The organism is Bradyrhizobium sp. UBA2491 (assembly GCF_002341725.1).
Taxonomy (GTDB): domain Bacteria; phylum Pseudomonadota; class Alphaproteobacteria; order Rhizobiales; family Xanthobacteraceae; genus Bradyrhizobium.
This window is the reverse complement of the sequence record NZ_DDOP01000100.1, coordinates 63,752-76,338: the sequence shown is the minus strand read 5'-3', so window position 1 is coordinate 76,338 and position 12,587 is coordinate 63,752. Positions and strand designations below refer to the sequence as shown.

The 12,587-nt window shown below is 64.6% G+C and carries 12 protein-coding genes; 5 read left to right on the top strand and 7 right to left on the bottom strand.

The annotated features are described in order from the left end of the window. The 3 genes from B2W55_RS32730 to B2W55_RS32720 all read right to left on the bottom strand — a co-directional run bounded on the left by B2W55_RS32730 (window position 1) and on the right by B2W55_RS32720 (window position 1,585). The gene (locus tag B2W55_RS32730; protein ID WP_024580450.1) at window positions 1–366 is read right to left on the bottom strand and encodes a 6-pyruvoyl trahydropterin synthase family protein; all 366 of its coding nucleotides are present in this window, start codon (window positions 364–366) and stop codon (window positions 1–3) included. A gap of 90 nt (window positions 367–456) precedes the next feature. After that, on the bottom strand, window positions 457–1,089 hold the full coding sequence (gene queE, locus B2W55_RS32725; RefSeq protein WP_024580451.1) for a 7-carboxy-7-deazaguanine synthase: 633 nt from the start codon (window positions 1,087–1,089) through the stop codon (window positions 457–459). Between the two features lie 10 nt (window positions 1,090–1,099). Next, on the bottom strand, window positions 1,100–1,585 hold the full coding sequence (locus B2W55_RS32720; RefSeq protein WP_024580452.1) for a tRNA (cytidine(34)-2'-O)-methyltransferase: 486 nt from the start codon (window positions 1,583–1,585) through the stop codon (window positions 1,100–1,102). Between the two features lie 277 nt (window positions 1,586–1,862). On the opposite strand from B2W55_RS32720, the gene petA reads away from it, so the two are divergent. From petA to B2W55_RS32705, 3 genes are all read left to right on the top strand, one after another. After that, complete coding sequence (gene petA / locus B2W55_RS32715; protein WP_024580453.1) at window positions 1,863–2,393, top strand: ubiquinol-cytochrome c reductase iron-sulfur subunit; 531 nt, start codon at window positions 1,863–1,865, stop codon at window positions 2,391–2,393. A 72-nt stretch (window positions 2,394–2,465) separates the two neighbouring features. Continuing rightward, window positions 2,466–4,538, top strand: coding sequence for a cytochrome c1 (locus B2W55_RS32710; protein ID WP_024580454.1), 2,073 nt, complete (start codon window positions 2,466–2,468; stop codon window positions 4,536–4,538). A 209-nt stretch (window positions 4,539–4,747) separates the two neighbouring features. Next, window positions 4,748–5,422 (top strand): dienelactone hydrolase family protein, encoded by a 675-nt coding sequence (locus B2W55_RS32705; protein ID WP_024580455.1) that lies wholly within the window; start codon window positions 4,748–4,750, stop codon window positions 5,420–5,422. Window positions 5,423–5,570: 148 nt separating this feature from the next. On the opposite strand, the gene B2W55_RS32700 is transcribed toward B2W55_RS32705, so the two are convergent. After that, window positions 5,571–6,566 carry a VOC family protein gene (locus tag B2W55_RS32700; protein WP_024580456.1) on the bottom strand — a complete coding sequence of 332 codons (996 nt, stop codon included), beginning with the start codon at window positions 6,564–6,566 and terminating at the stop codon, window positions 5,571–5,573. A 331-nt stretch (window positions 6,567–6,897) separates the two neighbouring features. Between B2W55_RS32700 and B2W55_RS32695 the strand changes: the two genes are divergently transcribed. After that, the gene (locus tag B2W55_RS32695) at window positions 6,898–9,063 is read left to right on the top strand and encodes an anthranilate synthase component I (RefSeq protein WP_024580457.1); all 2,166 of its coding nucleotides are present in this window, start codon (window positions 6,898–6,900) and stop codon (window positions 9,061–9,063) included. Between the two features lie 14 nt (window positions 9,064–9,077). After that, on the top strand, window positions 9,078–9,617 hold the full coding sequence (locus B2W55_RS32690; protein WP_024580458.1) for an adenine phosphoribosyltransferase: 540 nt from the start codon (window positions 9,078–9,080) through the stop codon (window positions 9,615–9,617). Window positions 9,618–9,662: 45 nt separating this feature from the next. On the opposite strand, the gene B2W55_RS32685 is transcribed toward B2W55_RS32690, so the two are convergent. The 3 genes from B2W55_RS32685 to B2W55_RS32675 all read right to left on the bottom strand — a co-directional run bounded on the left by B2W55_RS32685 (window position 9,663) and on the right by B2W55_RS32675 (window position 12,567). After that, window positions 9,663–10,331 (bottom strand): hypothetical protein, encoded by a 669-nt coding sequence (locus tag B2W55_RS32685; RefSeq protein ID WP_024580459.1) that lies wholly within the window; start codon window positions 10,329–10,331, stop codon window positions 9,663–9,665. Window positions 10,332–10,391: 60 nt separating this feature from the next. Beyond that, window positions 10,392–11,135, bottom strand: coding sequence for a hypothetical protein (locus tag B2W55_RS32680; protein WP_024580460.1), 744 nt, complete (start codon window positions 11,133–11,135; stop codon window positions 10,392–10,394). 223 nt (window positions 11,136–11,358) lie between these two features. Continuing rightward, the gene (locus B2W55_RS32675; protein WP_024580461.1) at window positions 11,359–12,567 is read right to left on the bottom strand and encodes a M48 family metallopeptidase; all 1,209 of its coding nucleotides are present in this window, start codon (window positions 12,565–12,567) and stop codon (window positions 11,359–11,361) included. Between the last annotated feature and the right edge of the window lie 20 nt (window positions 12,568–12,587).

Below are 12,587 nucleotides of genomic sequence, written 5' to 3'. Positions count from 1 at the left end.
CTAACCTTGCGGGCCGAAGTAAGTGCAGCTCTCGTTGCAGCTGTCGCGATGGACGCTGACGCGGGTCAGCTTGCCCGCGTGCTGCAACCGCTCCCAGATGAAGCGCGAGAGGTTCTCCAGCGTCGGTACGCCGATCGCCTCGATCCTGTTCAGGAATTTGTGGTCGAGCGTCTTCTGCACCTCGGCCATTGCGCGCTCGAGCAGGCCGAGATCGACCACCATCCCGGTGTTCGGGTCGGGCGTGCCGCGCACGGTAACCTCAGCGCGAAACGAGTGACCGTGGATCTCCTCGCTGGCAGTGCCAAAGGTCGTTCCGGACAGCGCATGCGCAGCCTCGAACCGAAACGCTTTCGTCAATTCCCACATCTCTCTCAACAATCCAGTTCTGTCTCTAGGTTGGTCGCGTTTTCTCAATGCGAACCGGTACCCACTTCGCTTGAAAACGCTCCGGTTGGTTCAACGTATTCCGAGCGTCTTGTGCGTCTGCACGCTGAGGCGCCATTGCGGGTGCTTCAGGCAGTATTCGATCGCGCGCTCGGTATTCTCGATCACGTCGGGGCCGTCCATCGGTTGCAGCGAGAAGCGTTCGAATGACAGCCCCGCGAAATCCTCTGGTCTGTTTTCCGGCTGCGGATAGACCAGCTTCAACTCGTGCCCCCTGCGGACCACGAGTTCGGATGCGGCCTTGGGGCTGACGCAGATCCAGTCGAGCCCGTCGGGCGGCGCGATGGTACCGTTGGTCTCGATCGCGATCGCAAAGCCGTGGCCGTGCAGGGCCTCGATCAGGTCGGTATCGACCTGGAGCAGCGGCTCGCCGCCGGTCAGCACCACATAGCGGTCGGCATCGCCCCCGGTCCATTGCGCCGCGATGGTGCCGGCGAGCTCGGCGGCGTCGGCATAGCGGCCGCCCAGCGTGCCGTCGGTACCGACGAAATCGGTGTCGCAGAACCGGCAGACGGCGCCTGCGCGGTCCTGTTCGCGGCCGCTCCAGAGGTTGCAGCCGGCGAAGCGGCAGAACACGGAGGCCCGGCCCGCATGGGCGCCTTCGCCCTGCAGGGTGAGAAAGATCTCCTTGACCGCGTAGCTCACCAAAAATCCCTTAAATTGCCGAACCTGCGGACGGCGAGCCGGCAAATCCTGAACCCGTCTGCCGCAGCGCCTCGCCGACGGCCATGGCCGCCGAGACGGCCACATTGAGTGAACGCATGGTCGGCCTGATCGGAATCACCAGCCGTGCATCCGCAGCGGTCACCACCGCATCGGTCACGCCAGCCGTTTCGCGCCCGAACAGCAGCACATCGGAGGCCGCATAGGTGAAATCAAGGTATGATTTCGCGGCCTTGGTCGTGAACAGGACCAGCCGGCAGCCGGCCTCGGCCCGCCACTCCTCGAATTTCGACCATGAGTCGTGACGCTTCAACCGCACATGGTCGAGATAGTCCATACCCGCCCGGCGGAAATTCCGGTCCGAGGTGTCGAATCCCGCCGGTTCGATGATATGGGCTGCCACGTCCAGGCAGGCGCAGAGGCGCAGAATCGTCCCTGTATTCTGGGGGATGTCGGGCTGGAACAGCGCGATCTGCATGGTGCGGACGACCTGTGAAATCCGGATGAAATTGTCTCAATAAAACATCGCCCGGCGCGGATTTCGTGCATTGCACGTGTGCGAGCCGATAGCGGGCTTGCGCTCGTCCGGCAAGGGTGCCAATAGAACGATTCTGGACTGCTGTTCCGCCATTTGGGGTGGGGAATAGCAGTTTTCTGCCGCCGCGGGGGCCGCGGGCGCCGGCAGCCTTTCTTGGGGCGCTCTCCGCGTCTCCGGGGCGGTTCCACCGGCTGCAGAAAAGAAAGGGCTAGGAATCGTGACGACAGCGTCTTCGGCGGACCATCCGACACGCCGTGATTTTCTTTACGTAGCAACCGGAGCTGCCGCCGCCGTTGGCGCAGCCGCCACCGTATGGCCGCTGGTTGCCCAGATGAACCCGGACGCCGCGACGATCGCGGCCGGCGCGCCGATCCAGGTCGACCTGACGCCGATCGCCGAGGGCCAGGACATCAAGGTCTTCTGGCGCGGCAAGCCGATCTACATCAGCCATCGCACCAAGAAGCAGATCCAGGAGGCCCAGAGCGTGGCGCTCTCCAGCCTGCCCGATCCGCAGCCCGACTCGGCGCGCGTCAAGGCCGGCCACGACCAGTGGCTGGTGGTGATCGGCATCTGCACCCACCTCGGCTGTATCCCGATCGCCCATGAGGGCAATTACGACGGTTTCTTCTGCCCCTGCCACGGCTCGCAATACGACTCCTCCGGTCGTATCCGCCAGGGGCCGGCGCCCGCCAATCTGGCGGTACCTCCCTACGCCTTCCTTTCCGACACCAAAATCCAGATCGGCTAAGTCCCGGACCCCCCGGGGCTGCGGCTTCCACTTGGACCCATCGCGTCGTTTTTCTTCTTCAGGATCGCATCAATGAGCGGACCATCTGATTTCCAACCGAGCAACCCCGCCTTGAAGTGGATCGAACGGCGCCTTCCGATCTTCGGCCTGATCCACTCTTCGTTCGTGGCCTATCCGACGCCGCGCAACCTGAACTACTGGTGGACCTTCGGCGCCATCCTTTCGATGATGCTGGGTCTACAGATCCTGACCGGCGTGATCCTGGCGATGCACTACACGCCGCATGCCGATCTCGCCTTCAAGTCGGTCGAACTGATCGTTCGCGACGTCAATTACGGCTGGCTGCTGCGCAACATGCATGCCTGCGGCGCGTCGATGTTCTTCTTCGCTGTCTACATCCACATGTTCCGCGGCCTCTATTACGGGTCCTACAAGGAGCCGCGCGAGGTGCTCTGGATCCTTGGCGTCATCATCTACCTCTTGATGATGGCAACCGGCTTCATGGGCTACGTGCTGCCGTGGGGCCAGATGAGCTTCTGGGGCGCCACCGTCATCACCAATCTGTTCTCGGCCGTGCCGTATTTCGGCGAGAGCATCGTGACCCTGCTGTGGGGCGGCTATTCGGTCGGTAACCCGACGCTGAACCGCTTCTTCTCGCTGCACTACCTGCTGCCGTTCGTGATCGCCGGCGTGGTCGTGCTGCACATCTGGGCGCTGCACGTCGCGGGTCAGAACAACCCGGCCGGCGTCGAAGCCAAGACCGAGAAGGACACGGTGCCGTTCACGCCCTATGCGACGATCAAGGACGCGTTCGGTGTGGCCTGCTTCCTGATCTTCTTCGCCTGGTTCATCTTCTACATGCCGAACTATCTCGGCGACGCCGACAACTACATCCCGGCGAACCCCGGCGTGACCCCGGCGCACATCGTGCCCGAATGGTACTACCTGCCGTTCTACGCGATCCTGCGTTCAATCCCGAACAAGCTCGCCGGCGTCGTCGCGATGTTCTCGGCGATCATCATCCTGTGCTTCCTGCCCTGGCTCGACAGCGCACGGACCCGGTCGTCGAAGTATCGTCCGCTGGCCAAGCAGTTCTTCTGGATCTTCGTGGTGGTCTGCATCCTGCTCGGCTATCTCGGCTCGCAGCCGCCGGAAGGCATCTACGTGATCGCCGGCCGCATCCTGACGGTCTGCTATTTCGCCTACTTCCTGATCGTGCTGCCGCTGCTCGCCCGTATCGAGACGCCGCGCCCGGTGCCGAACTCGATCGCCGACGACGTGCTGGCGAAGAGCAAGGGCAGGGCGGCGACCGCGGCTTCGGTGGTGCTCGCGCTGGTGCTGGCCGGTGGCCTGTTCGCCGGCAGCACCCAGAACGCCAAGGCCGAAGAGGGCGGCGACGTCCCGCCGGCGCAGAAATGGTCGTTCTCCGGCCCTTTCGGCAAGTATGACCGCGGCTCGCTGCAGCGTGGCCTGAAGGTCTACAAGGAAGTCTGCTCGGCCTGCCACAGCCTGAACTACATTGCGTTCCGCAACCTCGCCGATCCCGGTGGTCCCGGCTATTCGGAGGCACAGGCCGCCGCCTTCGCGTCCGACTACAAGATCAAGGATGGTCCGAACGACCAGGGCGAGATGTTCGAGCGTCCGGGCCGCACCGCGGACTACTTCCCGGCGCCGTTCCCGAACGAGCAGGCCGCGGCCGCGGCCAATGGCGGCAAGGCGCCGCCGGATCTGTCGCTGATGACCAAGGCGCGGTCCTACAAGCGCGGCTTCCCGCAGTTCGTGTTCGACTTCTTCACCCAGTACCAGGAGCAGGGACCGGACTACGTCGACGCCATCCTGCAGGGCTTTGAAGACAAGCCGCCGGCCGGTGTCACCGTCCCGGAGGGCACCTACTACAACAAGTACTTCCCCGGCCACGCCATCAAGATGCCGAAGCCGCTGTCCGATGGTCAGGTGACCTACGACGACGGCTCGCCGGCGACGGTCAAGCAGTACGCCCACGACGTCACCACCTTCCTGATGTGGGCCGCCGAGCCGCGCCTGGAAGAGCGCAAGCGGATCGGCATGCAGGTGTTCGTGTTCCTGATCATCTTCGCGCTGCTGATGTACTTCACCAAGCGCAAGGTCTGGGCCGACGCCCACTGAGCTTCGGTGATCGCGAGTTTGAAAAAGCCCCTTCGGGGGCTTTTTTGTTGACCTGCGTCATTGCGAGTGCAGCGAAGCAATCCACCTATCCTTGATGCGCAGGCATGGATTGCTTCGCTGCGCTCGCAATGACGGCGAATGGATTGCGTCCGCCACCGAGTGCGGACAAAATGCCGGTCAATCAGCCGGCAAACATTGCGGAGGAACCCATGGGTACGATCATCAACTTCAAGCGTCCGGACGGCAAGGAAGCGTCGGGCTATCTCGCCAACGCGGCGCGCGGCAATGCGCCGGGCGTGGTCGTGATCCAGGAATGGTGGGGATTGCAGGACCAGATCAAGGGCATGTGCGACCGCTTCGCGCGGGCCGGTTTCGATGCGCTGGCGCCCGATCTCTACAAGGGGACGGTGGTGCCGTATCACGACACCGACGCGGCGGGCAAAGAGATGAACTCGCTCGATTTCATGGACGCCACCACCCAGACGGTGCGCGGCGCCGCGCAGTACCTCGCCAAGAACGGCGCCAAGGTCGGTCTCACCGGCTTCTGCCTCGGCGGCGCGGTGACCATCATCGGCGCCACCAAGATCCCGGAGTTGACCGCCGGCGTGGTGTTCTACGGCATTCCGCCGGAGCAGGCGGCGAAGCCCGCGGACGTCCGGATTCCGCTGCAAGGGCATTTCGCCACCAAGGACGATTGGTGCACGCCGGCGCTGGTCGATGGTTTCGAGAAGGGGATGAAGGCCGCGGGCAAGTCGCTGGAGCTATTCCGCTACGATGCCGAGCACGGTTTCGGCAACGAGCAGCGCCTGTCGGTGCACGACCGCCACTGCGCGGAACTGGCCTGGGACCGCGCGACCGAGTTCTTCCGGAAGCACCTGGGGTAAGCGAGCTAGCCGCAAACTCCGCGTCGTCCCGGCAAAAGCCGGGACCCCTACGCCGCGGCGGCGGTAATGGGTGCATTGGCAGTCATCGCGCCAAAACAACTACACCCTGTGGTTATGGGTCCCGGCCTTCGCCGGGACGACGCAGGTGCTACGAACCGCGCACCCCGTCCCACCACGGGCAGGTGCCCGACATCAGCCTGAAATTGCCTTCCATCACCTGCACCGGTGCGCGCTTGCCCTCGGTGGCGGCGCGCATCCGCATCTCGCGCGCGACGGCGCGATCCTCCGGCGACAGCCAGACCCGCTCGTGGCCCCACAGGCTCGGACCGTCATGCATCTCGAACGGCGTCCAGTTCGCGGGGGCGATCTCGCGGCCGCCCCAGCCGCACTCGACCATGAAGGCCGACGGCGTCTTGGCGTAGAACGACGTCATCAGGTCATTGGTGTGACGGCCGAGCGTGACGTTGACCCGGTCTTCCTGCTGCGCGATGTCGTAGGCTTGGCCGACATCGTCGAGCGAGAACAGCTCCACCATCAGATGATGCATGCCGTTCGTCCCGGTCTCGATCAGCGCCAGCGAGTGGTGCCGCGCATTGACGTGGAAGAAATAGGCGCGGAACGGCTTTTCGATGTAGTCGCTGAGGCCGAAGCCGAGCACATCGACATAGAAGCTCATGACCGGCGCGATCCGTTCGACCGTCAGCACGGCATGGCCGAGCCCGAGCGGCCCGGTACGGAAGCCGGAGATCGAGCGGCCCGGCTTGAACGGCGTGTCGTCGATCTCGGCGCCGTGGAATGCCTCGAGCCGGTTGCCGGCGGGGTCCCGGAACGAGATCAGGCTGCGCACCCGCCGGCTCTCCGCGAGCGCCTGCGGCTCGGCGGTCACAGCCACGCCGGCCTGCTCCAACCGCGCTGCCAGTGCATCGAGGGCTGTGGCATCCGCCACCTCCCAGCCGAAGAACCTGGTGCCTTCGCCCTGCGCGCGGTCGATCACGATGCGTTGCTTGCGGTCGTCCATCCGGAACGCGAGCAGCGAATTGCCGCGCTCGACCGCCTGCAACCCGACCAGGCCGGTGCCGAATTGTCGCCAGTCGTCGAGCGCGTCGGAGCCGAAGCCGGCATATCCGAGACCCAAAATCGTCATCTGCGCGTCTCCGCCATCTGTCTGTTTTTTGGGCGGCCGATCGGTCGCCATTTCAGCAAATCCTACGCGGAATCCGGTCGCTTCAAACCCCGAAAATGACGTCCCGGTCCGGGGCAGGGCGCCGGGGCCTCCCTTGACACGGCCCGCGCCGGGTGGTGTGTAACTGCTATGAGCACCGTCGCCAGTCCATCCCGTCGTTGGTGGCCCACCTTCTCATAGGTGGCCGGTGCGTTTTCTTTTTTCACAAACGTCGAAGGTCGCCATCGCAGTGCGACGGTACCTTCCCTTGTCCTGTGTGGCGCTCTCTTCCCAAGTCTCGTAAGAGGATCACATGAACAGGACAGTCTTCTCCCTGCCGGCCAAGAGCGAGTATCTGACCAATGGCGGCCTCGCGGTCGCGCGCGTGGTCGAACAGTTCACCGGCGGCGCCAACCGCCTTGACGATCTGATCGCATTGCTCGACCGCCGCCGCGGCGTGGTGCTGTCCTCGGGCACCACGGTGCCGGGCCGCTACGAGAGCTTCGACCTCGGCTTTGCCGATCCGCCGCTGGTGCTGGAGACCTCGGGCACCGACTTCTCGCTACAGGCGCTAAACCCGCGCGGTGAGGTGCTGATCGCCTTCCTCGGCGACGTGCTGCGCGAGCCGTGCGTCGTGATCTCGGAGCGCAGCGCCACAAAGCTCGCCGGCCATATCATCCGCGGCGAGGCGCCGGTCGATGAAGACCAGCGCACTCGCCGCGCCAGCGTGATGTCGCTGGTGCGCGACATGGTGGCGGCGTTCACCTCCAATGCCGACCCGTTGCTCGGCCTGTTCGGTGCCTTCGCCTACGACCTCGTGTTCCAGATCGAGGACCTCAAGCAGAAGCGCGCCCGCGAGGCCGACCAGCGCGACATCGTGCTCTACGTGCCGGACCGCCTGCTGGCCTATGACCGCGCCACCGGCCGCGGCGTGGCGTTGAATTACGAGTTCGCGTGGAAGGGCAAATCCACCGCCGGCCAGCCGAACGAGACCGCGCCGAGCCTCTATGCAATGGCCGGACGACAGGGCTTTGCCGATCACGCCCCGGGTGAATACCAGGCGACCGTCGAGGTCGCGCGTGCGGCATTCGCGCGCGGCGACCTGTTCGAGGCGGTGCCCGGGCAGCTGTTCGCCGAGCCTTGCGAGCGCTCGCCGGCGGAAGTGTTCCAGCGGCTGTGCCGCATCAACCCGTCGCCCTATGGCGCGCTGATGAATCTCGGCGACGGTGAGTTCCTGGTCTCCGCCTCGCCCGAGATGTTCGTCCGCTCCGACGGCCGCCGGGTCGAGACCTGCCCGATCTCGGGCACCATCGCGCGCGGCTCGGACTCGATCGACGACGCGGAACAGATCCGCAAGCTGCTGAACTCGGAAAAAGACGAGTTCGAGCTCAACATGTGCACCGACGTCGACCGCAACGACAAGGCGCGGGTCTGCGTGCCCGGCACCATCAAGGTGCTGGCGCGGCGCCAGATCGAGACCTATTCGAAGCTGTTCCACACCGTCGACCATGTCGAAGGCATGCTGCGGCCGGGCTTCGATTCGCTCGACGCCTTCCTGACCCACGCCTGGGCCGTGACCGTGACCGGTGCGCCGAAGCTCTGGGCGATGCAGTTCGTCGAGGACCATGAGCGGTCGCCGCGGCGCTGGTATGCCGGCGCGATCGGCTGCGTCAATTTCGATGGCAGCATCAACACCGGGCTCACCATCCGCACCATCCGCATGAAGGACGGCCTCGCCGAGGTGCGGGTCGGCGCCACTTGCCTGTTCGATTCCGATCCGGCGGCCGAGGATCGCGAGTGCCAGGTCAAGGCGGCGGCGCTGTTCCAGGCGTTGCGCGGCGATCCGCCGAAGCCGCTGTCGGACTCGGCGCCCGACGCCACCGGCTCCGGCAAGAACGTGCTGCTGATCGACCACGACGACAGCTTCGTGCACATGCTGGCGGATTACTTCCGCCAGGTCGGCGCCAACGTCACCGTGGTCAGGCACATCCATGCCCAGGACATGCTGAAGCGGAAGGGTTGGGACCTTCTGGTGCTGTCGCCCGGACCAGGCCGCCCGGAGGATTTCGGCATCGCGAAGACCATCGACACCGCGCTTCAGGACAAGCTGCCGATCTTCGGCGTCTGCCTCGGCGTGCAGGCGATCGGCGAATATTTCGGCGGCGAGCTCGGCCAGCTCGCCCAGCCGGCGCATGGCCGTCCCTCGCGGGTCCAGGTGCGTGGCGGCAGGCTGATGCATAATCTGCCCAATGAGATCGTGATCGGCCGCTACCATTCGCTCTATGTCGAGCGCGACAGCGTGCCCGAGGTACTGGCGGTGACCGCGACCACCGAGGACGGCGTCGCGATGGTGATCGAGCACAAGACCTTGCCGGTCGGCGGCGTCCAGTTCCATCCGGAATCGCTGATGTCGCTCGGCAACGAGGTGGGCCTGCGCATTGTCGAGAATGCATTCCGGCTTAGTCCGCCGGCCAATTGAGGATTGCGAGACCAATGACCTTCGACCACGACCTCAAGGCGACCGTTCGCACCATCCCGGACTACCCGAAGCCGGGCATCCTGTTTCGCGACATCACGACGCTGTTGGCCGATGCCCGCGCGTTCCGCCGGGCGGTCGATGAGCTGGTGCATCCCTGGGCCGGGTCTAAGGTCGACAAGGTCGCGGGCATCGAGGCGCGCGGTTTCATCCTCGGCGGCGCGGTGGCGCATCAGCTTTCGGCCGGCTTCGTGCCGATCCGCAAGAAGGGCAAGCTGCCGCACACCACGGTGCGGATCGCCTATTCGCTGGAGTACGGCATCGACGAGATGGAGATGCATGCCGATGCCGTGCAGCCCGGCGAGCGCGTGATCCTGGTCGACGATCTGATCGCGACCGGCGGCACCGCGGAGGGCGCGGTCAAGCTGCTGCGCCAGATCGGCGCCAATGTGGTCGCCGCCTGCTTCATCGTCGACCTGCCCGATCTCGGCGGCGCCGCCAAGCTGCGCGCGATGGATGTATCCGTGCGCACGCTGATGGCGTTCGAGGGGCATTAGCCCCGCTCTCTCCACACGTCGTCCCGGCCTTCGCCGGGACGACGGCTAACCTCGTTGCAGCAGCATGCTCAGTTCGAGATCCCGGAACGTGGTGTAGTTCCTCCGGACCCACTGGTGCAGCTCGGTCGAGGAATCCTTCTCCTGGCGCAGATAGCCGGTGAAGGAGAAATTCAGCCGGTCGATATAGGTCTTCAGGAACACCGGCAGCGCGCGGAAGCGCAGCACCCGGCTCGCGGTCATGACCGGCGGCAGCTCGCCGCGTACCACGAATTCATTGTCGATCACGACGAGCCCGTTCGGCGGGATCATGCCGGCCAGCGTCTGGTAGCCGCGCACCGAGGCGCGGTCGGTATCCGCGACATACAGGATGACAGGCGCGACGCGGCGGCGCAGCGCTTCCTTCATCAGCCCGATCTGGTCGCACATTTTGAAGAACTCGTCGAAGGCGTGGTAGCCGAGATCGACCACCTTGGCGATGCCGTCATTGACGATGACGCGGTCCATCAGCTGCATCTTGCCGTAGGTGTCGATCACGTCGGCGGTCTCGGTGATCCGCGGCAAATAGTCGAGCAGCGACGGCTCCTTCAGATTGATGTCGAAGCAGACCACGTCGCCGTTCTTCAACAGCAGGAATTCGCCGAGCAGCCGCGCGATCAGCGTCTTGCCGACCTGCGGGCGGGGCGAGCAGATGATGTAGACGGGCGTCGATGACATCGCCCGCTATATCAGGCCAAATTTCTACCCAATCCAGCCCCAACGCGGCCGCAGCCGCGACTATTTTTCGCCCTTGGCCGACTTGGCGCCGACCAGGTCGGTCAGCTTGATCCGGTCGTACTCGCTCCAGACATTGGCGAGCCAGTGCCGGACATAACCGCGCAGCACGAAAGAGTAGTTGGCGGCGTCGTCGTTGATGCCCTTGTTCGCCACGAACTTCAGGAACGGGACCGACGAGACCTCGACCTGCTCATAGGCCATTTCGTTGAGCTTGGGGATCGTGAGGTCGGTCGCATCCTTGATGCGGTGGAAGTAGGAGTTGTAGGTCGCCTGGTCCCACTGGAAGAACTGGGTGTCGTTGATGAAGTTCTTCACCAGGAAGTATTTCGCGCCGGTCATGAAGTTGGCGGTCTCGGCGATCTCGTCCAGCGAGGCGATCGAGGGACCCAGGATGTGGAACACGGCGAAGGTGATCTGGCCGGAGCGCGCCGCATCGAGGAAACCGATGTCGCGCAGCGAGGCCAGCGCGGGCGACAGCAGGCCGGCGCGGACGTCGATCACGGTGACGGCGGGTCCCGAGTTCAGCGTATCGAAGATCTTCATCTGGTCCGCGGTCGTCGTCATGTCGACGATCTCGGTGATGTCAGGATGGAAGCGCTTCAGCGTGCCGCGCGGCGACTCGGTGTCGAACGCCCGGGTCTGCACGTTATTGGCACTGAAATAGTCCAGGAGCGTCCGCGAGACGGTGGTCTTGCCGACCCCGCCCTTGTCTGCGCCCACCACGATCACGACCGGTTTTGCCATGGAAATCCCTTAAAAGCGCGCTCCCGATCGCGATGGCGATCGGCAAGTCCCCACACCTGCTTTGGGCGCGAACATGGCAGAAACGAGGGAGAATTCAATTCCTTAAGGTGCCCACATTCGGTTTGGTAGGGATTTCCTTAATGGACTGAGGTGCCTAGCGCATGATCCGGCCATGTGCGTGACGATTTCCGCCGCGACATGCGCGCAAGCCTGTGCGGGTCGATCAGCGATGCCGGCCCCAAGGTCCCTGAAGCGGTCCAAATGGTCCCTGTGCCGGGCCAACGCCCGGCAGCGGCGGCGGATTGTTCGACGGCGCCGGCGGCACGTCGCCCCACGGGCCATGGGTCACCGGCGGAGGCTGGTCGCCCGCCACCGGCGGCTGGTCCTGCGTCGTCGTCTCATCCGGCAGCGCCAGCGGTCCGGGATCGTGGCCGCCGGCATATTTCACCAGCGCATCGACCCGGGACTTCACCGACGGATGGGTGGCGAACAGGTCGGCGAAACCTTCGCGCGGATTGTCGACGCAGAGTTCCATCACCGCCGATGTGGCGCCCGGCAGCTCGCCGCGGTTCTCGATCTTGCGCAGCGCCGAGATCATCGCATCGGGATTCTTCGTCAGTTCGACCGATCCGGCATCGGCGAGATATTCGCGCGACCGCGACAGCGCGAGCTTGACCACCTGCGACAGCAGCCAGGCCAGCACGATCAGCGCGACCGCGATGATGATCACGATGATCGCGCCGCCGCCCGAGCTCTTGCTGTCGCGGTCCGAGGAGGATGACGACGATCGGGAGGATGACGAGGACGACCAGCCTCCGCCGCTCCACGACAGATTTGTGAACAGGCGGAAGAACAGCTCGCCGAAGAAACCGACCACGCCGGCGATGATCACGGCGACCACCATCAGCTGCACGTCGCCATTCTTGATATGGGTCAGCTCGTGGCCGAGCACGGCCTCGATCTCCTGGTCGTTCAGCGCGTTCAGCAGACCCGTGGTGACCGTGATGGAATACTGCCGCCGGTTCAGGCCGGCCGCGAATGCATTCAGCGCCGGACTGTCCATCACCTTCAGCTTCGGCATCGGGATGCCGCGCGAGATGCAGAGATTTTCCAGGAGATTGTAGAGCCGCGGCTCTTGCTGCCGGGTCACGCTTTCGCCGCCGGTGACGGCATCGATCATGTTCTGGTGGAAGAAATAGGCGATCACGATCCAGGCGACGGCTGCGATCGTCGCCCACGGGAAGGCCGAGACCAGGTCGCGCCAGGCCCGCGCAAGGTAATAGTCGACCGTGCGGCCGCTATCGGTCATCACCTCCGCGACCAGCGCGCCGGCATAGACCAGCACGTAGATCAGCAGGAACAGGCCGGCGAGCAGCAGCATCGAACGAAACTTGTTCGATGCGATGTGCGTGTAGAGACCATAGGCGGCCATGACGGAGCAGCCTCTCGCCG

What these genes read in the sequence shown, in the direction of transcription:
- B2W55_RS32730 (WP_024580450.1), bottom strand. Translation starts at nt 366, where the DNA reads ATGTGGGAATTGACGAAAGCGTTTCGGTTCGAGGCTGCGCATGCGCTG.
- B2W55_RS32720 (WP_024580452.1), bottom strand. Translation starts at nt 1,585, where the DNA reads ATGCAGATCGCGCTGTTCCAGCCCGACATCCCCCAGAATACAGGGACG.
- B2W55_RS32710 (WP_024580454.1), top strand. Translation starts at nt 2,466, where the DNA reads ATGAGCGGACCATCTGATTTCCAACCGAGCAACCCCGCCTTGAAGTGG.
- B2W55_RS32705 (WP_024580455.1), top strand. Translation starts at nt 4,748, where the DNA reads ATGGGTACGATCATCAACTTCAAGCGTCCGGACGGCAAGGAAGCGTCG.
- B2W55_RS32700 (WP_024580456.1), bottom strand. Translation starts at nt 6,566, where the DNA reads ATGACGATTTTGGGTCTCGGATATGCCGGCTTCGGCTCCGACGCGCTC.
- B2W55_RS32695 (WP_024580457.1), top strand. Translation starts at nt 6,898, where the DNA reads ATGAACAGGACAGTCTTCTCCCTGCCGGCCAAGAGCGAGTATCTGACC.
- B2W55_RS32690 (WP_024580458.1), top strand. Translation starts at nt 9,078, where the DNA reads ATGACCTTCGACCACGACCTCAAGGCGACCGTTCGCACCATCCCGGAC.
- B2W55_RS32685 (WP_024580459.1), bottom strand. Translation starts at nt 10,331, where the DNA reads ATGTCATCGACGCCCGTCTACATCATCTGCTCGCCCCGCCCGCAGGTC.
- B2W55_RS32680 (WP_024580460.1), bottom strand. Translation starts at nt 11,135, where the DNA reads ATGGCAAAACCGGTCGTGATCGTGGTGGGCGCAGACAAGGGCGGGGTC.
- B2W55_RS32675 (WP_024580461.1), bottom strand. Translation starts at nt 12,567, where the DNA reads ATGGCCGCCTATGGTCTCTACACGCACATCGCATCGAACAAGTTTCGT.